Annotated in this window: 19 protein-coding genes, 1 tRNA gene and 1 pseudogene; 11 read left to right on the top strand and 10 right to left on the bottom strand. The window is 73.7% G+C overall.

The genetic code is table 11. The features are described 5' to 3' along the window. Window positions 1–13 precede the first annotated feature (13 nt). Window positions 14–691 carry a uracil-DNA glycosylase gene (locus J1M40_RS02560; RefSeq protein ID WP_036315921.1) on the bottom strand — a complete coding sequence of 226 codons (678 nt, stop codon included), beginning with the start codon at window positions 689–691 and terminating at the stop codon, window positions 14–16. Window positions 692–727: 36 nt separating this feature from the next. Here J1M40_RS02560 and J1M40_RS02555 point away from each other — a divergent pair, with 36 nt between their 5' ends. From J1M40_RS02555 to groL, 3 genes are all read left to right on the top strand, one after another. Beyond that, window positions 728–1,072, top strand: coding sequence for a DUF3263 domain-containing protein (locus tag J1M40_RS02555; RefSeq protein ID WP_236601171.1), 345 nt, complete (start codon window positions 728–730; stop codon window positions 1,070–1,072). Window positions 1,073–1,075: 3 nt separating this feature from the next. After that, window positions 1,076–2,086 (top strand): LytR C-terminal domain-containing protein, encoded by a 1,011-nt coding sequence (locus J1M40_RS02550; protein WP_206450422.1) that lies wholly within the window; start codon window positions 1,076–1,078, stop codon window positions 2,084–2,086. Between the two features lie 319 nt (window positions 2,087–2,405). Then, on the top strand, window positions 2,406–4,037 hold the full coding sequence (groL, locus tag J1M40_RS02545; RefSeq protein ID WP_206450421.1) for a chaperonin GroEL: 1,632 nt from the start codon (window positions 2,406–2,408) through the stop codon (window positions 4,035–4,037). Between the two features lie 110 nt (window positions 4,038–4,147). Here the strand turns inward: groL and J1M40_RS02540 are convergent, their stop codons facing one another. The 5 genes from J1M40_RS02540 to J1M40_RS02520 all read right to left on the bottom strand — a co-directional run bounded on the left by J1M40_RS02540 (window position 4,148) and on the right by J1M40_RS02520 (window position 8,353). Further along, window positions 4,148–5,080 carry a DUF4031 domain-containing protein gene (locus tag J1M40_RS02540; protein WP_206450420.1) on the bottom strand — a complete coding sequence of 311 codons (933 nt, stop codon included), beginning with the start codon at window positions 5,078–5,080 and terminating at the stop codon, window positions 4,148–4,150. 67 nt (window positions 5,081–5,147) lie between these two features. After that, the gene (locus J1M40_RS02535) at window positions 5,148–5,438 is read right to left on the bottom strand and encodes a WXG100 family type VII secretion target (protein ID WP_010079419.1); all 291 of its coding nucleotides are present in this window, start codon (window positions 5,436–5,438) and stop codon (window positions 5,148–5,150) included. Window positions 5,439–5,493: 55 nt separating this feature from the next. Beyond that, complete coding sequence (locus J1M40_RS02530) at window positions 5,494–7,299, bottom strand: HAMP domain-containing sensor histidine kinase (protein ID WP_073116086.1); 1,806 nt, start codon at window positions 7,297–7,299, stop codon at window positions 5,494–5,496. 1 nt (window position 7,300) lies between these two features. Then, the gene (locus J1M40_RS02525; RefSeq protein ID WP_041103075.1) at window positions 7,301–8,011 is read right to left on the bottom strand and encodes a response regulator transcription factor; all 711 of its coding nucleotides are present in this window, start codon (window positions 8,009–8,011) and stop codon (window positions 7,301–7,303) included. Between the two features lie 78 nt (window positions 8,012–8,089). After that, a complete protein-coding gene (locus tag J1M40_RS02520; protein WP_041103073.1) occupies window positions 8,090–8,353 on the bottom strand; it encodes a hypothetical protein in 264 nt (87 codons plus the stop codon). A gap of 211 nt (window positions 8,354–8,564) precedes the next feature. Between J1M40_RS02520 and J1M40_RS02515 the strand changes: the two genes are divergently transcribed. Further along, window positions 8,565–8,948 carry a cold-shock protein gene (locus J1M40_RS02515; protein ID WP_020628350.1) on the top strand — a complete coding sequence of 128 codons (384 nt, stop codon included), beginning with the start codon at window positions 8,565–8,567 and terminating at the stop codon, window positions 8,946–8,948. Between the two features lie 3 nt (window positions 8,949–8,951). Beyond that, window positions 8,952–9,437: a DUF3027 domain-containing protein gene (locus J1M40_RS02510; RefSeq protein WP_041103071.1), complete on the top strand. Its 486-nt coding sequence runs from the start codon at window positions 8,952–8,954 to the stop codon at window positions 9,435–9,437. A gap of 91 nt (window positions 9,438–9,528) precedes the next feature. Here the strand turns inward: J1M40_RS02510 and serC are convergent, their stop codons facing one another. Then, the gene (serC, locus tag J1M40_RS02505; RefSeq protein WP_044659024.1) at window positions 9,529–10,656 is read right to left on the bottom strand and encodes a phosphoserine transaminase; all 1,128 of its coding nucleotides are present in this window, start codon (window positions 10,654–10,656) and stop codon (window positions 9,529–9,531) included. A gap of 128 nt (window positions 10,657–10,784) precedes the next feature. Between serC and J1M40_RS02500 the strand changes: the two genes are divergently transcribed. The 3 genes and pseudogenes from J1M40_RS02500 to J1M40_RS02490 all read left to right on the top strand — a co-directional run bounded on the left by J1M40_RS02500 (window position 10,785) and on the right by J1M40_RS02490 (window position 14,107). Continuing rightward, entirely contained in the window at window positions 10,785–11,507 is a 723-nt protein-coding gene (locus tag J1M40_RS02500) for a metal-dependent transcriptional regulator (protein WP_020628347.1), read from the top strand. 159 nt (window positions 11,508–11,666) lie between these two features. Then, entirely contained in the window at window positions 11,667–12,161 is a 495-nt protein-coding gene (locus J1M40_RS02495) for an HNH endonuclease (protein ID WP_020628346.1), read from the top strand. Between the two features lie 76 nt (window positions 12,162–12,237). Beyond that, window positions 12,238–14,107: pseudogene (locus tag J1M40_RS02490) on the top strand (ABC transporter ATP-binding protein). Between the two features lie 26 nt (window positions 14,108–14,133). On the opposite strand, the gene J1M40_RS02485 reads toward J1M40_RS02490, so the two are convergent. Beyond that, window positions 14,134–14,207, bottom strand: a tRNA-Arg gene (locus tag J1M40_RS02485). A 43-nt stretch (window positions 14,208–14,250) separates the two neighbouring features. Continuing rightward, on the bottom strand, window positions 14,251–14,898 hold the full coding sequence (locus J1M40_RS02480) for a hypothetical protein (RefSeq protein WP_044659023.1): 648 nt from the start codon (window positions 14,896–14,898) through the stop codon (window positions 14,251–14,253). Window positions 14,899–15,046: 148 nt separating this feature from the next. Between J1M40_RS02480 and pcrA the strand changes: the two genes are divergently transcribed. The 3 genes from pcrA to sucD all read left to right on the top strand — a co-directional run bounded on the left by pcrA (window position 15,047) and on the right by sucD (window position 19,910). Beyond that, entirely contained in the window at window positions 15,047–17,608 is a 2,562-nt protein-coding gene (gene pcrA / locus J1M40_RS02475; protein WP_044659022.1) for a DNA helicase PcrA, read from the top strand. 184 nt (window positions 17,609–17,792) lie between these two features. Further along, window positions 17,793–18,962, top strand: a complete 1,170-nt coding sequence (sucC, locus tag J1M40_RS02470; protein ID WP_044659021.1) for an ADP-forming succinate--CoA ligase subunit beta — start codon at window positions 17,793–17,795, stop codon at window positions 18,960–18,962. Window positions 18,963–18,989: 27 nt separating this feature from the next. Next, the gene (sucD, locus tag J1M40_RS02465) at window positions 18,990–19,910 is read left to right on the top strand and encodes a succinate--CoA ligase subunit alpha (protein ID WP_044659020.1); all 921 of its coding nucleotides are present in this window, start codon (window positions 18,990–18,992) and stop codon (window positions 19,908–19,910) included. Between the two features lie 126 nt (window positions 19,911–20,036). On the opposite strand, the gene J1M40_RS02460 is transcribed toward sucD, so the two are convergent. Beyond that, a complete protein-coding gene (locus J1M40_RS02460) occupies window positions 20,037–21,167 on the bottom strand; it encodes a VIT1/CCC1 transporter family protein (protein ID WP_041103056.1) in 1,131 nt (376 codons plus the stop codon). Window positions 21,168–21,170: the final 3 nt, after the last annotated feature.

Below are 21,170 nucleotides of genomic sequence, written 5' to 3'. Positions count from 1 at the left end.
CCGGCGGCCCGGCTCAGTCGGGCAGGCGCCAGTCCACCGGGGCCGCGCCGGCCGCCTCGAGGAGCCGGTTCACCCGGCTGAACGGCCGGGAGCCGAAGAACCCGCGGTGGGCGCTCAGGGGCGAGGGATGCGGGGACTCCACGACGCCGGCCCCCGCCGCCGTCAGCAGCGGCGCCATGCGCCGCGCGTCGGCTCCCCACAGCAGCCCCACGAGCGGGGTGCCGCGCGCGCAGAGGGCCCGCACCGCGGCCTCCGTGATCTGCTCCCAGCCGAGGCCGCGGTGGCTGCCGGGTGCGCCGGCCCGCACGCTGAGGGCGCGGTTCAGCAGCAGCACACCCTGGTCCGTCCACGCGGAGAGGTCGCCGTGGGCGGGCGGGGTGATGCCGAGGTCGTCGTGCAGCTCCCGGTGGATGTTGGCCAGGGAGCGGGGCAGCGGCCGCACGTGGCGGTCCACCGCGAAGCTCAGGCCGATCGGATGGCCCGGCGTCGGGTAGGGGTCCTGGCCCAGCACGAGGACGCGGACGTCCGCGAACGGCTGACGGAACGCCCGCAGGATGTGCTCCGGCGCCGGCAGCACCTGCTCTCCGGCCGCCCGGCGGGCCCGCAGCCGCTCGCCGACCTGCTCGAACGCGGCGGCCTGCGGGGCGAGGGCCGCCTCCCAGCCCGGATCCAGGGGCGCGATGAACTCCATGACCCGAGGGTAGACCGGGTGGGTACAGTGGCCGCCATGTCCCACCCCACGCCCGTCTCGCCCGATCCGGACCCGGACGAGGGTGCCGACGCGCGGCCACGGCGGGACGAGCTGACGGACCTGGAGCGTGCGGTCCTGGACCTGGAGGCCGCCACCTGGCGGTACGGCGGGGCCAAGGACCACGCCGTCCGAGAGCGTCTGGGGCTGTCTCCGACCGCCTATTATCAGGTGTTGAACGGATTGCTGGACCGTGAGGCCGCCCTGGCCTACCGACCCCTGCTGGTCACGCGGCTGCTGCGCAAGCGCGGCACCCGCAGCCGGGCCCGGAGGGGACCCGCGGATCCGCCGCCGTCCACGCCCGCTTCCCGCCAGGAGAACTGACCCATGGCCTACCAGCCCGACCGCTTCGACGAGGTCCCCGAGTACACGGACCAGCGCGGCGCGCACCGCGAGTCCTTCGCCGCTGCCGGCGCGACCGCCGCGGGCGGGGGTCGCCGCCTGAGCCCGCTGCTCTGGGTGGCCGGCCTCGTCCTGCTCGCCGGCCTGTTCGTGGGCGTCGTCCTGCCGTGGCTCACCGGCGACCGCTCCGAGCCCGTCGCCGCCGAGAGCTCCACGACGGCCCCGGCGGTCGAGCCGTCGACGTCGGCGTCGTCCGAGTCCTCCTCGGCGTCCTCCGCGTCGGCGTCGACTGCATCCGCGACCGAGTCCGCCACCCCGTCCGAGGACACGGCGGAGGCGTCCCGTTCCGCGGCTGCGGCCGCGGCTGAGTCCTCGCGGGTGGCGCAGGAGGCGGCCGCCGCAGAGGCCGCCGAGTCGTCCCGGGCCGCCGCTGCGGCACAGGCGGCGGAGGCCTCGCGTTCCGAGGCCGCCGCAGAGGCCGCTGAGTCGTCCCGTGCCGCCGCTGCGGCACAGGCGGCGGAGGCCTCGCGTTCCGAGGCCGCCGCGCAGTCCGCAGAGGCGTCCCGGTCGGCGGCGGCCGCCCAGGCGGCGGAGTCCTCGCGCGCCGCCGCGTCCCGTTCGGCCGCCGCGGCGGAGGCCTCGCGCTCGCAGGCCGCGGCCGCGTCGAGCTCTCGTGCGGCCGCGCAGTCCGCGGCCGCGTCGAGCTCTCGTGCGGCCTCGCAGTCCGCCGCCGTGCGCGGCACCCACGTCACCGTGTACAACGCGACCCGCACCCAGGGTCTCGCCGCCTCCTACGCGCAGCGGCTCACGAGCGCCGGCTACACCTCGGTGGACGCGAAGAACTGGAGCGGCTACGGCATCCAGTCCTCCACCGTCCTGTACAACGGCTCGGCCAACAAGGCCGCCGCCGAGGCGGTCGGCAAGGAGCTCGGCTTCCCGGTCCTGCAGACCCCGAACCTGCAGGTGAAGGGCGTCGCGGTGGTCGTCACCGGCTGATCCGCCCGTCGTACGGCCGTGCCGGCCGCGCACCCTTTCCGGCCCCCGGCGGGGCGCCTTCCGAGGCGTTCTGCCGGGGGCCGTCCGCCGTCCGCGGAAGGGCGGGCTCCCGTCCCGCGGACCTTTTGCACTCTCCCGGTGCGAGTGCTCATAATGGGGTTAGCACTCCGAAGGCGCGACTGCCAGCCGTACCCCGGTCGGTCCGGCGCCGTGGAGGAGGACCTGTCCACCGGTGAGGCCCCCAGGGGCCGTCCGTCGCGGGCATCGGCGCAGGTCAGCCACCAGCAGTAGGAAGCCGACGTCCAGAAAGGACCTGCACATGGCCAAGACCATCGCATTCGACGAAGAGGCCCGCCGCGGCCTGGAGAAGGGCCTGAACACCCTGGCCGACGCCGTGAAGGTGACCCTCGGCCCCCGCGGCCGCAACGTGGTGCTGGAGAAGAAGTGGGGCGCTCCCACCATCACCAACGACGGCGTCTCCATCGCCAAGGAGATCGAGCTCGAGGACCCGTACGAGAAGATCGGCGCGGAGCTCGTCAAGGAGGTCGCCAAGAAGACCGACGACGTCGCCGGCGACGGCACCACCACCGCCACCGTGCTGGCCCAGGCGCTGGTCCGCGAGGGCCTGCGCAACGTGGCCGCTGGCGCCGACCCGCTGTCCCTGAAGCGCGGCATCGAGAAGGCCGTGGAGGCCGTCACCTCCGAGCTGCTCTCCGCCTCCCGCGAGATCGAGACCAAGGACCAGATCGCGGCCACCGCCTCGATCTCCGCCGCGGACAAGCAGATCGGCTCCCTCATCGCCGAGGCCCTGGACAAGGTCGGCAAGGAGGGCGTCATCACCGTCGAGGAGTCCAACACCTTCGGCCTCGAGCTCGAGCTCACCGAGGGCATGCGCTTCGACAAGGGCTACATCTCCGGTTACTTCGTGACCGACGCGGACCGCCAGGAGGCCGTCCTCGAGGATCCCTACATCCTCATCGTCAACTCGAAGATCTCCTCCGTGAAGGACATGGTGGCGATCCTCGAGAAGGTCATGCAGTCGGGCAAGCCGCTGCTGATCATCGCCGAGGACGTCGAGGGCGAGGCCCTGGCCACCCTCGTGGTCAACAAGATCCGCGGCACCTTCAAGTCCGTGGCCGTGAAGGCCCCGGGCTTCGGTGACCGCCGCAAGGCCATGCTCGCCGACATCGCCATCCTCACCGGCGGCCAGGTCATCTCCTCCGAGGTGGGCCTGTCCCTGGAGAACGCGACCCTCGACCTGCTGGGCTCCGCCCGCAAGGTGGTCATCACCAAGGACGAGACCACCATCGTGGAGGGCGCCGGCGACGCCGAGCAGATCGCCGGCCGCGTGGCCCAGATCCGCTCCGAGATCGAGAACACCGACTCGGACTACGACCGCGAGAAGCTGCAGGAGCGCCTCGCCAAGCTGGCCGGCGGCGTGGCCGTCATCAAGGCCGGCGCGGCCACCGAGGTGGAGCTCAAGGAGCGCAAGCACCGCATCGAGGACGCCGTGCGCAACGCCAAGGCCGCGGTGGAGGAGGGCATCGTCGCCGGCGGCGGCGTGGCCCTGATCCAGGCCGGCGCCAAGGCGTTCGGCGGCCTGCAGCTCGAGGGCGACGAGGCCACCGGCGCGAACATCGTCAAGGTCGCCATCGAGGCCCCGCTGAAGCAGATCGCCCTCAACGCCGGCCTGGAGCCCGGCGTCGTGGCCGACAAGGTCAAGACCCTCGACGACGGCCACGGCCTGAACGCCGCGACCGGCGAGTACGAGGACCTGCTGGCCGCCGGCATCAACGACCCGGTGAAGGTGACCCGCTCGGCCCTGCAGAACGCCGCGTCCATCGCGGGCCTGTTCCTGACCACCGAGGCCGTCGTCGCGGACAAGCCCGAGAAGGCCGCCGCCGGCGCCGAGGGCATGGACCCGATGGGCGGCATGGGCGGCATGATGTGATCAGCCGCTGAGCCGGCCCGACCCGTTCGGGCGCCCAGCCTGCGAGGCCCGTCTCCCCGTCCGGGGAGGCGGGCCTCGCCGCGTCTCGGGCGAGCACCGGGGCGACCCGCTCAGGCCGACAGCGCGGCCCGTTCCGCCGCCAGGTTGCGGCGGGCGGCGGCCTCCCAGCGTGCTCGGCCGGGGGCGGTCCGATACAGCCGCTCGGCGTCCAGCAGGGCGTCCAGCACCGCGCCGCGACCGCGGGCCCAGTCCGCGTCGGACACGTGCGCGTAGTCCTGCCGGACCGCGGCCACGTAGCGGGCGTAGGCCTCGGGGGAGCGGCCGAGGACCTCGAGGTCCGCGTCCGAGAGCACCGCCCCGGCCGCGTCGTGCGGGGCGGGGTCGTGGGCGGCGGTGAGCAACACGAGGCGCGCCACCTCGTCGACGACGTCGGCCGGCACCGCCAGCCGCGGGTCGGTGAGCACGTCCCGGGCCAGGGCGGCCGAGTCCGCCTCGTCCTGGCCGGCGGGCGCGGCGGGGTCCCCGACGTAGACGGCGTCGTGGAACCACGCGGCCAGGCGGACCGCACGCGGATCCGGCCCGGCCTTCGCCCCCGCCCGCTCGAGCAGGTCCACGGACTCGAGCACCGCGAGCAGGTGGGCCGGGTCGTGGTAGTGCCGATGCGGCTCCGCCCAGCGGGCCAGCAGGTCGCGTCCCGCCGTCGTCACCGCGTCCGGGCTCGCCGCCGTGCCCTCGAACAGCCGCGCCCAGCGCCGGGCGAGGACGACGTCGCGCTTCTCGGCGCGGCTCCGGGCGGGCACGCGCAGCCCCGAGGCGGCGAGGCGGCGCACCAGCTCCCGTCCGGTGACGGGCACCGCCCCGCGGGCCACGAGCTCGGCGCGTCGGTGCGCGGGCACGTCGTAGTGGTCCCGGTCGAAGGCCCGCTCCGAGAGCCCCGCCGCCCGCGCGAACGCGTGGAGCTCCTCGAGGGAGGCGTCGGAGACGAGGTGGGAGAACACGGTGCCGTGGGCGGGCCACGCGGGCGGGTCGATCAGGACGGTCATGCCCCCACTCTAGGAAGCACGGACCGGGGCGCGGCCGGCCGGCCGCACCCCGGACCGTTCCGGGCGCTCAGAACCGGAACATCGCGGCGTTGGCGGTCTCCGCGTCCTGGTACTGGGTGGCGGCGGCGTCCATCGCGCGGCGGATGCCCGCCAGGGACTCCTCCACGCGCTGCTGGGTGGCGCGCCACTCGGTGAGCACACCCTGGAAGTTCGCGGCCGCCTGGCCGCGCCAGGTGTCCTGCAGCTGGCGCAGGTTGGCCTCCATGGTGCTCACCTCCGCCTGGAGGCGGCCGATGGAGCCCTCCACCGCCCCGCTCTTGGCCCGCAGGTCCTCGACGTCGATCTGCACGATGCTCATGTGACTGTCCCCTCTGATGAGTGCTGATGGGCGGCGGGTGCCGCCGGGCACCACGCTAGGGACGCGCGTCGCGCCCGGCCGCCGGGTCGTCCCCGCCTGGGGACGGGGCGTCGGCCTGAGGCGCCTGTGCAGGAGCAGACACCCGGCGGCGGCGCTCGGCCGAGGCGCGACGGAACCGCTCCGCCGCCCGCAGCAGGCGGCTGCGCCGGGCGGCGTCCGCGGCGCTGGCGCCGGCGCCCGACGGCGCGGTCTGGGCGAGAGGGCCGGTGGGTGGGCCGGCCGCGTCGTCGTCGGTGTCCCGTGCGGACGGGCGCTCGTCCTCGACGTCCTCGTCCGCCTCGTCCTCGAACGGCGCCCACGGCAGGTGGACGGAGAAGGTGGCGCCGCCGCCCTCGGTCTCCAGCAGCCGGACGGAGCCGCCGTGCTGGGCCACGATCGCCGCGACGATGGCCAGGCCGAGCCCCGTGCCGCCCGTCTCGCGGTGCCGGGAGGTGTCCGCGCGGTAGAACCGCTCGAAGATGCGGGCGCGGTCCTCCTCGGACACGCCCGGCCCGTGGTCACGGATCTCGATCACGGAGCTGCGGCCCGCGCCGTCCGCCCCGGCCTGGCCGCCGAGGTGGTCGACGGTGCCGACCGCGATCTCGATGGGGGTGCCGGCGGGGGTGTAGCGCAGGGCGTTGGCCATGAGGTTCACCACCACCTGGCGCATCCGGTTCTCGTCGCCGAGGATGGGCGCCGGGGCCGCCCGGTCGCCGTCGGGGCCCACGAGGGTGACCTTGCGGTCCGGGGCGTTCACGGAGGCGTCCATCATGGAGTCCATCGCGAGGATGAGCAGGTCCACCGGGGCGTGCTCGAGGGGGCGCTGCTCGTCGAGGCGGGCCAGGGTGAGCAGGTCCTCCACGAGGCGGGTCATGCGGGTGGCCTCGGACTCGATGCGCTGCATGGCGGCGGCGACGTCCTCCTCCTCGCGCAGCCCGCCGTGCCGGTACAGCTCGGAGAATCCGCGGATGGTGACCAGGGGGGTGCGCAGCTCGTGGGAGGCGTCCTGCACGAAGCGGCGCATCTTGTCCTCGGAGATCTCCTTGTCCCGGAACGCGGACTCGATGTGCGCGAGCATGGCATTGAGGGAGCGGGAGAGCCGGCCCACCTCGGTGTCGGGCGCCGCGCTCTCCACGCGCTGGCTCAGGTCGCCGGCGGCGATCTTGGCGGCGGTGCGCTCCACGCGGTTCAGGGTGCGGAACGCGCGCTGGACCGCCAGGTTGGCCACGATCACGGTGCCCGCCGTCGCGAGCAGGCCGATGGTCACGACGATCGAGGTGACGCGCTCGACGGAGGAGGTCACGCTCTGCAGGGGAAGGGCCACGGCCATGGTGCCGTCGCCGCTGCTGAGCCCGTACAGCTGCACGCGCCAGCCGCTCGAGTCCGGCTGTGTGCCGGGCACCTCGAAGGAGGCGGAGCCGCGCTCCAGGGCCTCGGCCGGGGTGATGTCCGGCAGGGCCGGCTCGTCCGCACCCGGCATCACCGGGGTCTGGACGACCCGCGCGCCCTCGTTGTCCCACACGACGCCGTAGAAGCGCAGGATGGGCAGCTGCGGCATGTAGTACTCGCCGGTCTGGGCGACGTTGGCCAGGTACATCGAGACGGTGTCCCGGTTGGCGGCCATGTCCTCGTCCAGCTGGCGCACCGCCTCCTGGCGGAACAGCACCGCGGTCGCCACGGCGGTCACGGCGACCAGGGCCAGCATGAGCGCCGCGATCATCACGACCAGCTTGGTGCGCAGGGACTGCCCCTGCCACGCGCCCCTCAGCCAGGCGCGCGGATGGCGGACGCGGGCCGCCGCGGCGTCGAGCCGCGCACGCACGTCAGCGCTTGTCCGCGGTGCGGAGCATGTAGCCGACGCCGCGCTTGGTGTGGATCATCTTCTCGCGGCCGCCGACGTCGATCTTGCGGCGCAGGTAGGAGATGTAGGACTCGACGATCGAGGCGTCCCCGTTGAAGTCGTACTCCCACACGTGGTCCAGGATCTGGGCCTTCGAGAGCACCCGGTTCGGGTTCATCATGAGGTAGCGCAGCAGCTTGAACTCGGTGGGGGAGAGCTCCACGACCTCGCCGCCGCGGCGGACCTCGTGCGCGTCGTCGTCGAGCTCGAGATCGTCCACGCGCAGCACCGCCGCGTCGTCGTCGTCGAGGGAGGCAGTGCGGCGCAGCACGGCGCGGATGCGGGCGACCACCTCGTCGAGGGAGAACGGCTTGGTCACGTAGTCGTCACCGCCGACCGTCAGGCCGGTGATCTTGTCCTCGGTGCCGTCCCGCGCGGTGAGGAACACGACGGGGAAGTGACGGCCGGCGGAGCGCAGGCGGCGGGTCACGGTGAAGCCGTCCATGTCCGGGAGCATCACGTCCAGCACGGCCAGGTCCGGCTGGAACTCCTCGGCGGCGTCCAGGGCCTCCCGGCCGTTGGCCGCGGCCGTGACCTCGAAGCCGGCGTAGCGCAGGGACGTGGAGAGCAGCTCGCGGATGTTGGGCTCGTCGTCCACCACCAGGAGGCGTGCTTCGGGGTTCTGAGGCTGCATGGGGCCCAGTCAACCGCCCCGACCTGGGAACACCCTGAAAGGGTGCTGGATGTCACGGGGCGTCGTTGGCCCGACGGCTCAGGGGCGCGAGCGCCGGACGGCGCCCAGCACCACGTGCAGCAGCATCAGGCCGAAGCCGACGGGCAGGCCGAACAGCGCGAGCGCGAACAGCGCCGGGGACGCCGGCCACGCCAGGAAGTACGCGACCAGCAGGGCCACCAGGGCCAGAGCGGACACCGCCGTCACGGCCACGCCCAGCACCAGGACGACGCCACGACCGCCCCGGTGATCGGCGGGGTCGGCGGCGGGCGCGGAGGCGGGGAGGGTGGAGGTCCGAGGCATGCCCGCCACTCTAGTCGGGCTATCCTGGGAGGTCATTGACGACCACGTCCTCCGCCGTCCCCTCCGGGCGCACGGCCAGGCTGGTCCCACCGATGCCGCGGCGCACCGCCACGCCGGTGCCGGACCCCGCCGACCCGAGACGAGAGCACGGCCGCCCCTGCGGCGCCGGCCCGACGCGGTGGACCCACATGACGAGGAGCAGGTGACGCACATGCCCACCGGGCGCATCAAGTTCTATGACTCGACCAAGGGCTTCGGGTTCGCCCAGACGGACGAGGGCGAGGAGGTCCACGTGCCCGCCTCGGCCCTGCCGGCCGGGGTGACCGAGCTGCGCGGAGGCACCCGCGTGGAGTTCGGCGTGGCCGAGGGCCGCCGCGGCAAGCAGGCGCTCTCGCTGCGCGTGCTCGACGCCGCACCCTCGGTGGTCCGCAACCACCGACCCGGCGCCACCGAGATGGCCGTCCTCATGGAGGACCTCATCACGTGGCTGGACCAGACCTCCAACGGCCTGCGCCGCGGCCGCTACCCCCAGCGCGCCCAGGCGCAGAAGATGGCGCAGGTGCTGCGCCGTGTCGCCGACGATCTGGAGGCCTGAGCCATGACCACCCACGACGACGCCCCGCGCGTCGACCACCGGAGCCCCGACGCCGAGCCCGCGCCCGCGGAGGAGAGGGCGGCCGTGCCGCCCGCGCGTCGCCGGGCCCCGCGCCGCGACGAGCTGCTCGCCGCCGCCGTGGACGCCGCCCGCGCGGGGCTGGCCGGGCTGGCCGCCCCGGACGAGGTGGGGGAGCACGTGGACGTGCTCGTGGACGACGACCGGCTCCTGACGCACCGCTTCGCGTGCCGCATGCCCGGCTACGCGGGCTGGCTCTGGTACGTGACGATCGCCCGGGCCCCACGCGCCAAGCAGGTCACCGTGTGCGAGACCGGCCTCATGGCGGGGGAGGGTGCGCTCGTGGCGCCCCCGTGGGTGCCGTACGCCGAGCGCGTGAACGAGGAGGAGCGCGAGCGGCTCAAGGCCGTGGCCGAGGGCCGTGTGCCCGGCGCCCCGGCGCCTGAGACCGCGCCGGACGACCGCGGCTGAGACGGCGCGCCCCGGCTGACCCGCCGGGGCGGACACGCAACGGGCCCGCGGTGGAGTCCCCCGCGGGCCCGTGTCCCCGTCCGGGGACGGCTCAGGCCAGGCGCTCGACCACGTGGTCGATGCAGCGCAGCAGTGCCGCGACGTCCTCGGGCTCGATCGCGGCGAAGGTCGCGATCCGCAGCTGGTTCCGGCCGAGCTTGCGATAGGGCTCCACGTCCACCACGCCGTTCGCGCGCAGGGCCTGGGCGACCGCCGCCGCGTCGACGTCGTCGGAGAAGTCGACGGTGCAGACCACGGCGGAGCGGTCCTCGGACCGGGCCACAAAGGGCGTGGCGAAGGACGACGCCTCGGCCCACGCGTACACGCGCGAGGAGGAGTCGGCGGTGCGGGCGGTCATCGCGTCCAGCCCGCCCTGACCGTTCATCCAGCGCAGCTGCGCGTCCAGCATGACGAGCGTGGCCAGCGCGGGCGTGTTGTAGGTCTGGTCCTTGAGGGAGTTCTCCACGGCCGTGGCCAGGTCCAGGAACGCCGGGATCCAGCGGCCGGACTCCTTGATCTCCGCGACCCGCGCCAGGGCCCGCGGGGAGAACAGCGCGAGCCACAGACCGCCGTCGGACGCGAAGTTCTTCTGCGGCGCGAAGTAGTACACGTCCGCCTCGGACACGTCCACCGGCAGGCCGCCCGCGGCCGAGGTGGCGTCGACGACGACCAGCGCGTCCTCGTCGATGCCCGCGGGGCGGACGACGGGCGCCATCACGCCGGTGGAGGTCTCGTTGTGCGGCCACGCGTACACGTCGACCCCGGCCACGGCCTCCGGCTCGGGGCGGGTGCCCGGCTCGGAGGTGCGGATGTCCGACGGCGCCAGGAACGGCGCCTGGTCGGTGGCCTTGGCGAACTTCGAGCCGAACTCGCCGAAGCTCAGATGCTGGGCGCGCTCGCGGACCAGGCTGAAGGCGGCCGCGTCCCAGAACGCGGTGGAGCCGCCGACGCCGAGGATCACCTCGTAGCCCTCCGGCGCCGAGAACAGCTCGGCGACGCCCGACCGGACGCTCGCCACCAGGTCCTTGACCGGCTTCTGACGGTGCGACGTGCCGAGCAGCCCGGCTGCGTCCTGGAGCGCGCTCAGCTGCTCGGGGCGGACCTTGGAGGGGCCGGCGCCGAAGCGGCCGTCGGCCGGCAGCAGGTCCTGGGGGATGGTGATCTCGGCGGGGGAGGTCATGCGTGCTCCTGACGCTTCGGGGTCGCGGGTCGCGCCCATTCTCCCGCGCCCGGGACCACCGGCCGTCCACGTGACTCACGCCTCGCTAGGATGTCCGGGACGAAGAGCCCGAGGGAAGAGGACGTGCCATGACGGATCTGATCGACACCACCGAGATGTACCTGCGCACGATCCTCGAGCTCGAGGAGGAGGGCATCCCCCCGCTGCGCGCCCGCATCGTCGAGCGTCTGGAGCACTCCGGCCCCACCGTCTCCCAGACCGTGGCCCGCATGGAGCGGGACGGGCTGGTGCACGTGGGCGCGGACCGTCGGCTGGAGCTGACCGTGGCGGGCCGCGAGCGGGCCGTGTCCGTGCTGCGCAAGCACCGCCTGGCCGAGCGCCTGCTCGCGGACGTGATCGGCCTCGAGTGGGAGCTCGTCCACGAGGAGGCCTGCCGCTGGGAGCACGTGATGAGCGACCAGGTGGAGCGCCGCCTGCTCACGCTCCTGGAGAACCCCACCGAGACCCCCTACGGCACCCCGATCCCGCCCCGGCCCGAGCAGGCCTCCGCCGAGGACTGGAGCCGCGACATGGGCCTGGCGGGCGCCCGGCTCTCCGAGGAGGCCGCCACCGCCGGCCGGTTCCGCGTCCGCGGGCTGGCCGAGGGCGTGCAGACCGACCCCGAGCTGCTGGCCCAGCTGGCCGGCGCCGGCGTGACCCCCGGCCGTGTGGTGCGTGCCGAGGCCGCCCGCGACGCCGGGTACATCCGGGTCGAGGGCGAGGCGGAGGACGGCGCGGCCGCGGACGGCGGGGCCCTCGAGCTGGCCGAGGCCACGGCCGCGCACGTGTGGGTCGAGCGTCTCGACGGCTGAGGCGCGGCGCGCCGTCGTCGTGCGTGACGGGGGCGTGATGGCCCGGTGACGGGCCGGTGAACCTCTTCCGCCGCCGCAGGCGACACGCGGCGCGCCGATGCACCCGCGTCTAGCGTGGGGACACGACGCCCCTGTGTCCCCACGCTTCCGAGGCCCCCGATGCGCACACTCGTCCTCAACGCCGGCTACGAACCCCTCTCGGTCGTCTCCGACCGCCGGGCGCTGCTGCTCGTGGCCACCGGCAAGGCGAGCGTGCTCGAGGACGCCGGTGACCCGATGCGCAGCCCCACCCGCGCGTGGGGCCGGCCCCTCGTGATCCTGCTGCACCAGTACATCCGGGTGCCCCACACGGACGCGGCCCCGGTCTCCCGCAAGGGCGTGCTGCGCCGGGACGGACACCGCTGCGCCTACTGCGGCGCCCACGCCACCACCGTGGACCACGTGCGGCCGCGCTCGCGGGGCGGCGAGAACTCGTGGGAGAACCTCGTGGCCTGCTGCCTGCGCTGCAACGGGGCGAAGGCGGACCGCTCGCTCGAGGCCCTGGGCTGGCGGCTGCGGGTGGAGCCGGTGCGCCCGCGCGGGGCCCAGTGGCGGATCCGCGAGCTGGAGCGGCCCGCCGAAGCGTGGCGGGACTACCTGCGCCTGGCGGCCTGACGCCGGAAGCGGAATCGCGCCCGCCCGTGCCCGGCGGTTCCTAGACTCTCCAACGGTCGAGAGAGCGGAGGGGCCCATGAGCATGGAGTCGGCGGCACGGATGTCCATGATGCGGATGACCCGCGGGCAGTCCGACGCCCAGCAGAGCCTCGCCCGCGGCACGGTGCGCCGGACCATCGCGTTCGCGGGCCGGTACCGCACCCGCCTGATCGTGTTCGTCGCGGCGTCCATCGTGGGCGCGGTGCTCGGCGTGGCCTCGCCCGTGCTGGCCGGCGACGTCGTCAACGCGATCACCGGCGGCGCGGACCGCGGGCTCGTGGTGCGGCTGGCCCTGCTGATCGCCCTCGTGGCCGTGCTCGACGCGGCGCTGTCCGTGTTCACCAAATGGCTCTCCGCCGGGCTGGGGGAACGCGTCATCTACGACCTGCGCACCGCCGTGTTCGACCACGTGCAGCGCATGCCGGTGGCGTTCTTCCAGCGCACCCGCACCGGCGCGCTCGTCTCACGCCTGAACAACGACGTGATCGGGGCGCAGTCGGCGATCTCGCGGACCCTCTCCGGCGTCGTCGCGAACGTGGTGTCCGTGGCGCTGACCCTGGGCGTCATGGTGGCCACCAGCTGGCAGGTCACCGTCCTGTCCCTCGTGATGCTGCCGCTGTTCCTGGTGCCGGCCCGGGCGGTCGGCTCGAAGCTGGCGGACCTGTCCCGCGAACGGGCCGGGCACAACGCGGCCATGGGCGACCAGATGACCGAGCGGTTCTCCGCTCCCGGCGCCACACTCATCAAGCTCTTCGGCCGCCCCGCCGCCGAGTCCGCCGAGTTCGCCCGCCGCGCGGACCGCGTGCGCGCCACCGGCGTGGACATCTCCGTGCGCCAGGCCGTCTTCACCACGCTGCTCACCCTGGTCTCCGCGCTCGCGCTCGCGGCCGTGTACGGCGTGGGCGGGCTCCAGGCGATCGCGGGCACCCTCGACGCCGGCGACGTCGTCACCCTCGCCCTGCTGCTGACCCGCCTGTACGCCCCCCCTGACCGCGCTGGCGAACGCCCGCGTGGAGATCATGAGCGCGCTCGTGAGCTTCGAGCGCGTGTTCGAGGTCCTGGACCTGGAGCCGCTCATCACGGAGCCCGCGCGGCCCGCGGCCCTGCCGGAGGGGCCCCTGTCCGTGCGGCTGCGGGACGTGCGCTTCGCCTACCCCACCGCGGAGCAGGTGTCCCTGGCCTCCCTCGAGGAGGTCGCCGTGCTGGACACGCGCGGCGGCGAGGAGGTGCTGCACGGGATCGACGTGGCCGTGCCCGCCGGGGCCACCGTGGCCCTCGTGGGCTCTTCGGGTGCGGGCAAGTCCACCATAGCCTCGCTCGTCACGCGCCTGCACGACGTCACCTCCGGCGCCGTCGAGATCGGCGGCGTGGACGTGCGGGACCTCGCGTTCGCGGACCTGCAGCGGGCCGTGGGCATGGTGACCCAGGACGGCCACCTCTTCCACGAGACCGTGCGCGCCAACCTGACGCTGGCCCGCCCCGACGCGACGGACGAGCAGCTGTGGGACGCCGTCGAGCGGGCCCGCCTGCGCCCCGTGGTCGAGGCGCTGCCGGACGGGCTGGACACCGTGGTCGGCGAGCGCGGCTACCGCCTCTCCGGCGGCGAGCGGCAGCGCATGACGATCGCGCGGCTGCTGCTGGCGGCTCCGCGCGTCGTGGTGCTGGACGAGGCGACGGCGGCGCTGGACTCCACCAACGAACGCGCCATCCAGGAGGCGCTGGGGGAGGCGCTGGCCGGGCGGACCGCGATCGTGATCGCGCACCGGCTCTCCACCGTGCGCAGCGCGGACGAGATCCTCGTGGTCGAGGCCGGGCGGATCGTGGAGCGCGGCACGCACGCCGCGCTGCTCGCGGCGGGCGGGCGGTATGCGGAGCTCTACACCACGCAGTTCGCCGACGCGGAATGAGGCGGCGACCGGACCGGCCGCCCAGGTGCCCCAGGCCGGAATCGAACCGACGGCCTACCCTTTAGGAGAGGGTCGCTCTATCCAACTGAGCTACTGGGGCGCGGACCGTGCGTCGGTCCGGTGAGCGAGTCTAGCCGAGCCCTTCAGGCCGCCCGCGTGGCGCGACCACGACGGCGCCGCCCGGCCCACAGCATCACGGCCACCGCCAGCGCGAGCAGCGCCAGCAGGACCCAGCGGGTCAGCGTCAGGGCGGCGGCCAGGCCGGTGCCCGGGCCGCCGGCGGCGATCGCCTGCTCGATCGCGATGTTCTCGCAGATGTCCACGACCGCGAACAGCACGCCCAGCCCGAAGACGGCCCACTTGGCGCCGACGGGACGCAGGCGCCATGCGCCGACCGCGGTGACCGTCAGTGCCACGGCGATCGGGAAGATCACGCCGGCCGTCTTGTGCACCCAGTTCAGCTGGCCGCGGGCGTCCTCGTCCATGACCGCGGAGAGCGCGCGGATGTGGTCCTGCCCGTAGAACAGCAGGGAGTCCGGCATCGCCAGGCCGCCGCTGAGCTGGGTCATCTGCTGCAGCACCAGCAGATGGAGGTACGCGCCCACGAGCAGGGTGGTCACGATCAGCGCGCTCACCGGGATCGCCGGGCTGCCCTCGCGCTCAGCGGCCGCGGCGAGGTCCTCACGGACGTTGACGTCCCGCAGCGTGGGACGGGAGCGCGGGGACTCGGCGACCGGGCGCGCGGCGGGCCGCGACGGGCGCGGACGGGACTTGCGAGACTTCTGGGACACGGGGCACCTCCGCGGTCCATCCTCCCAGACCGGCCGAGCCGGTCCGGTCCCGCCCAGCCCCGCCCAGCCCAGCTCGGGCGGCGCGGTGGGGGATGGCGACGACGGCGCCCCCTGTCGCGTCCGGGGCCGCGCCTAGACTGGGTCCGCCATGGCTGACCTCTTCTCCGCGCTCGGACGCACGCCCCTGAACCTCGACCGGACCCGCCGCCCCGCGGACCCGGAGACCGCCCTGCCCGGGCTCGTGCCCCCGGCCGTCACGCGCGCGGCCGCGGACCCCGAGGCCTGGGGCGAGGACGCCCGCCCGGCCGCTCCGGCGCACACTCCCGAGTCGCTCGTGGCGGGGCTCAACCCGCAGCAGGCCGCCGCGGTGACCCACACGGGGGCGCCGCTGCTGATCGTGGCGGGCGCCGGCTCGGGCAAGACCCGGGTGCTGACCCACCGCATCGCGTGGCTGCTCGCCACCGGCCGGGCGCGGCCGCACGAGATCCTCGCCATCACCTTCACGAACAAGGCCGCCGCGGAGATGCGCGAGCGCGTGGCCGGGCTGATCGGTCCCACCGCCCAGCGGATGTGGATCTCCACGTTCCATTCCTCCGCCGTGCGGCTGCTGCGCAACGAGGCCGCCAACATCGGGCTGAAGTCCACGTTCACCATCTACGACTCGGCGGACAGCCTGCGCCTGGTCACCACCGTCGCCAAGCAGCACGAGCTGGACCCGAAGCGCTTCGCGCCCAAGGCCCTGCTGAACCGCATCAGCTCCCTGAAGAACGAGCTCGTGGAGGCGGACGACTACGCCGCCACCGTGGCCGAGGGGGACCCGTGGGGCCGCGCCGTCGCCGCCGTCTACCGGGACTACACGGCCCGCCTGCGCCAGGCCAACGCCCTGGACTTCGACGACCTGATCGGCATGACGGTCCACATGTTCGAGGCGTTCCCGCGCGTGCTGGACAACTACCGCCGCCGGTTCCGCCACGTCCTCGTGGACGAGTACCAGGACACCAACCACGCACAGTACCGCCTGATCCGGCTCCTCGCCGGCCCGGCGGGCGACCCCGAGGGCGTGGAGACCCCCGGCGGCGAGCTGACCGTCGTCGGCGACTCGGACCAGTCCATCTACGCGTTCCGCGGCGCGGACATCCGCAACATCGTCGAGTTCGAGCAGGACTTCACGGACGCCGTCACCATCAAGCTCGAGCAGAACTACCGCTCCACGCAGACCATCCTGGACGCCGCCAACGCGGTGATCGAGCGCAACCCGGACCGCCGCCCCAAGCGCCTGTGGACGGCCGAGGGGGAGGGCCCGGCGATCGTCGGCTACGCCGCGGAGAACGAGTCCGCCGAAGCGGAGTGGATCGCCACCACCATCGACCGGCTGCAGGACGAGGACGGGATCCGCCCGGCCGACGTCGCCGTGTTCTACCGGACCAACGCGCAGTCCCGCGCGCTCGAGGAGCGGCTGGTGACGCGCGGCATCCCGTACCGGGTCATCGGCGGCACGCGCTTCTACGACCGCAAGGAGATCAAGGACGCGCTCGCCTACCTGCGGGTGATCGTCAACCCCGACGACGACGTCAACGTGCGCCGCATCCTCAACGAGCCCAAACGGGGCATCGGGGACCGGGCCGAGGGCGCCATCGCCGCGTGGGCCGAGCGCAACCGCTCCACGTTCTCCGCGGCCCTGCGCGACGCCGAGAACGCCCCCGGCATGGCCGCCCGCTCGCTCAAGGCCGTCCGCGGCTTCGTGCAGATGATGGACGACCTCGGCCAGGTCGCCGAGTCCGCCGGCCCGGCCACCGTCCTGGAGGCCGTCCTCGAGCAGTCCGGGATGCTGGCCGCCCTCCGCGAGTCCGAGGACCTGCAGGACGAGTCCCGCGCGGACAACCTCGGCGAGCTCGTCGCCGTCGTCCGCTCCTTCGAGACGACGCACCCGGACGGCACCCTGTCCGACTTCCTCGAGCAGGTGGCGCTCGTGGCGGACGCAGACCAGCTGCCCACGGCCCCGGACGTGGAGGGCGAGGCGCTCGCCGAGCAGCAGGGCCAGGTCACGCTCATGACGCTGCACACCGCCAAGGGCCTCGAGTTCCCCGTGGTGTTCCTGACGGGCATGGAGCACGGGGTGTTCCCGCACGCCCGCTCGATGACGGACGAGAAGGAGCTCGCGGAGGAGCGCCGTCTGGCCTACGTGGGCCTGACGCGCGCCCGCCGTCGCCTGTTCCTGACGCGCGCCGAGGCACGCTCGCTGTGGGGCCAGCACCAGTTCAACCCGCCCAGCCAGTTCCTCGGGGAGATCCCGGAGACGCTCATCGACTGGGAGCGGGAGGGCACCACCCGCTCGGCCGGCTCGTTGAGCCTGACCGGCGCCGGCACCTCGCGCTACGCGGGGCGGTTCGGGGGCGGCCGGCCGGCCTGGCGGTCCCGGGACGACGACGGCGCGCGACCCCAGCGCCTCACCCGCGGGGACGAGCCGGCGGACCTCACGGTGCCCTCCGGCGTGGTGCGCGGGAAGGCGCCGAGCCGGGTGCAGCCGCAGAAGGAGATCGTGGCGCTCAGCCCGGGCGACCGCGTCTCCCACGCCACGTTCGGCGAGGGGCGCGTGGACGCCGTCGCGGGCGCGGGGGACAAGACCGTCGCGACCGTCACCTTCGACGCCACCGGGGCGCAGAAGCGGCTGCTGCTGCGCTACGCCCCGCTGACGAAGGTCGAGGGCTGACGGGACCGGCCCGCCGACCCCCCGGTCGCCCCGGGGCGTGGACTACAGTGAGCCGTGGAACGCCGCCGTCCGCCGCCCCGCCGTGCCCCCGCGCCCGGCCCGGCCACGGAGGGGGCGTCGACGTCGGCCGCGCCCGCGGGCGAGGCCGGCAGACCCTGTCTTCGACCAAGAAGGACACACCACCGTGGACCTGTATGAGTACCAGGCGCGCGATCTGTTCGAGGCGCACGGCGTCCCCGTGCTGGCCGGCATCGTTGCGCAGACCCCGGACGAGGCCAAGGCGGCCGCGGAGAAGATCGGCGGCGTCACCGTCGTCAAGGCGCAGGTGAAGGTCGGCGGCCGCGGCAAGGCCGGCGGCGTGAAGGTCGCCAAGACGGCCGACGAGGCCTACGAGCACGCCAAGGCCATCCTGGGGATGGACATCAAGGGCCACACCGTGCACCAGGTCATGATCGCCCAGGGCGCCGACATCGCCGAGGAGTACTACTTCTCCGTGCTGCTGGACCGCGCCAACCGCACCTACCTGGCCATGTGCTCGGTCGAGGGCGGCATGGAGATCGAGCAGCTCGCCGAGGAGCGCCCCGAGGCCCTCGCCAAGGTGCCCGTCTCCCCGCTGACCGGCATCGACGCCGAGACCGCCCAGAAGATCGTCACCGAGGCGGGCTTCCCCGAGGAGCTGCGCGCCGACGTCGCCGAGGTCATCCAGAAGCTCTGGGAGGTCTTCGAGAAGGAGGACGCCACCCTCGTCGAGGTGAACCCGCTGGTGAAGACCGGCGACGGCACGATCCTCGCCCTGGACGGCAAGGTCTCCCTCGACGACAACGCGGCGTTCCGCCACGAGGACCACGCCGCCCTCGTCGACGAGCGCACCGAGGACCCGCTGGAGGCCAAGGCCAAGGCCAACGGCCTCAACTACGTGAAACTGGACGGCCAGGTCGGCGTGATCGGCAACGGCGCCGGCCTCGTGATGTCCACCCTCGACGTCGTCGCGTACGCCGGCGAGCAGCACGGCGGCGTGAAGCCGGCCAACTTCCTGGACATCGGCGGCGGCGCCAACGCCGAGGTCATGGCCAACGGCCTCGACGTCATCCTGGGCGACGAGCAGGTCAAGTCCGTGTTCGTGAACGTCTTCGGCGGCATCACCGCGTGCGACCAGGTCGCGAACGGCATCGTCAAGGCCCTCGAGATCCTGGGTGACACCGCCACCAAGCCGCTGGTCGTGCGCCTGGACGGCAACGCCGTGGAGGAGGGCCGCCGCATCCTGCAGGAGGCGAACCACCCGCTCGTCACCCTGGCCGCCACCATGGACGAGGGCGCCGACAAGGCCGCCGAGCTCGCCCACTCCGCGAACTGACCGTTCGGAAAGACTGAGGAAACAGCTATGTCGATCTACCTGAACAAGGACTCCAAGGTCATCGTCCAGGGCATCACCGGCGGTGAGGGCACCAAGCACACCCGCCTCATGCTCAAGGCCGGCACGAACATCGTGGGCGGCGTGAACGCCCGCAAGGCCGGCACCACCGTGTCCCACGAGGACAAGGACGGCAACGCCGTCGAGCTGCCCGTCTTCGGCACCGTCAAGGAGGCCATGGAGAAGACCGGTGCGGACGTGTCCGTGGCCTTCGTGCCGCCGGCCTTCGCCAAGGACGCCGCCATCGAGGCCATCGAGGCCGAGATCCCGCTGCTCGTGGTCATCACCGAGGGCATCCCGGTGCAGGACACCGCCGAGTTCTTCGCCCTGTCCCAGTCCAAGACCGGCGAGGACGGCAAGCCGAAGACCCGCATCATCGGCCCGAACTGCCCCGGCGTCATCACCCCGGGCGAGGCCCTGGCGGGCATCACCCCGGCCACCATCACCGGCTCCGGCCCCATCGGCCTCGTGTCCAAGTCCGGCACGCTGACCTACCAGATGATGTACGAGCTGCGTGACTTCGGCTTCTCCACCGCCATCGGCATCGGCGGCGACCCGATCATCGGCACCACCCACATCGACGCCCTCGAGGCGTTCGAGGCCGACCCGGACACCCAGGCCATCGTGATGATCGGCGAGATCGGCGGCGACGCCGAGGAGCGTGCGGCCGAGTTCATCAAGGCCAACGTCACCAAGCCGGTCGTCGGCTACGTGGCCGGCTTCACCGCCCCGGAGGGCAAGACCATGGGCCACGCCGGCGCCATCGTCTCCGGCTCCGCCGGCACCGCGCAGGCCAAGAAGGAGGCCCTCGAGGCCGCGGGCGTGAAGGTCGGCAAGACCCCGTCCGAGACCGCCCAGCTCATGCGGGAGATCCTGCAGGCCCAGGCCTGATCCCGCGGTGGGGGGCGCCGATGCCGGCGCTCCGCACCGGCAGGCGGATGCACCACGGCCCCTGTCCCTCGTCCTGAGGGGCAGGGGCCGTGTGCTGTGCGGGGCGGAGCAGGCGGTGGGCGCCCGTCAGCCCACGTTCGCGCCGAAGAGCAGGCCGAGCACGTACGTCACGGCAGCGGCGCCGAAGCCGATCGCGAGCTGGCGCAGGCCCCGAGCCAGCGGTGAGGAGCCGGACAGCAGCCCGACCACACCGCCGGTGAAGAGCAGGGCCACGCCCACCATCGCCGCCGCCAGGCCCAGGGCCCACAGCCCGGACATGCCGAAGATGTACGGCAGGATCGGGATGAGTGCGCCGGAGGCGAAGAACGCGAAGCTGGACAGGGAGGCGCTCCACGCCGAGCCGATCTCCGCGAAGGAGTCCGAGTGGTCCACCGGCCCCTGGGAGCCGTCGGGACGGGCGGAGAACTGCGGGTTGCAGTCGCACGTGAGATAGCCGAGGCGCTCGAGCGCGCGGTGCTCGGCGTCCTCGGGCGTCATGCCGCGGGCCAGGTAGACGAGCGTGAGCTCGTTGTGGTCCAGGTCCAGGTGCTGGGCCGCCTCGAGGGTGATCTGGGTGGGGGAGGAGGCCTCGAGCAGCTCCCGCTGGGACCGCACCGAGACGTACTCGCCGGCCGCCATGGACAGCGCGCCCGCCAGCAGGCCGGCCACGCCGGTGAACAGCACGACGGACGGCGCCACGCCCGTCGCGCCGATGCCCATCACGAGCGCCAGGTTGGAGACCAGCCCGTCGTTCATGCCGAAGACGGCGGCGCGGAAGTTGCCGGCCAGCTGCTCGCGACCCCGGGCGGCGAGGCCGCGCACGACCTCCTCGTGGATGGCCTCGTCCGCCACCATGCCCTCGGGGGCGTCCTGGTCCTCCGCGTAGGGAGTGTCCGACTCGGCGCGCTGGGCCAGGGCCAGCACGAACACGGAGCCGAAGATCCGCGCGAGCCAGCGCAGCAGGATGCGGTGCAGGGAGGGGCGCGGCGGGTTCTCGGCGTGCTCGCCCAGGAGGGCCCGCCAGTGCTGTTCGTGGCGGCGCTCGGCCTCGGCGAGGCCGAGCAGGATGTCGCGCTCCACGCCGTCCTTGCGAGCGGCGATGTCGCGGTAGATCTGGCCCTCGGCGATCTCGTCGGCGAGGTAGCGGCGCCAGCGTCGGACCTGTTCGCGGGTCGGCTCGGGACGTGCCGCGGGCGTGGCGGTGTGGGCGGGGCTCATGGG

This window comes from Micrococcus sp. KRD026, assembly GCF_017168445.1.
Taxonomy (GTDB): Bacteria; Actinomycetota; Actinomycetes; order Actinomycetales; family Micrococcaceae; genus Micrococcus; species Micrococcus luteus.
This window is presented reverse-complemented; position numbering and strand designations above follow the sequence as displayed.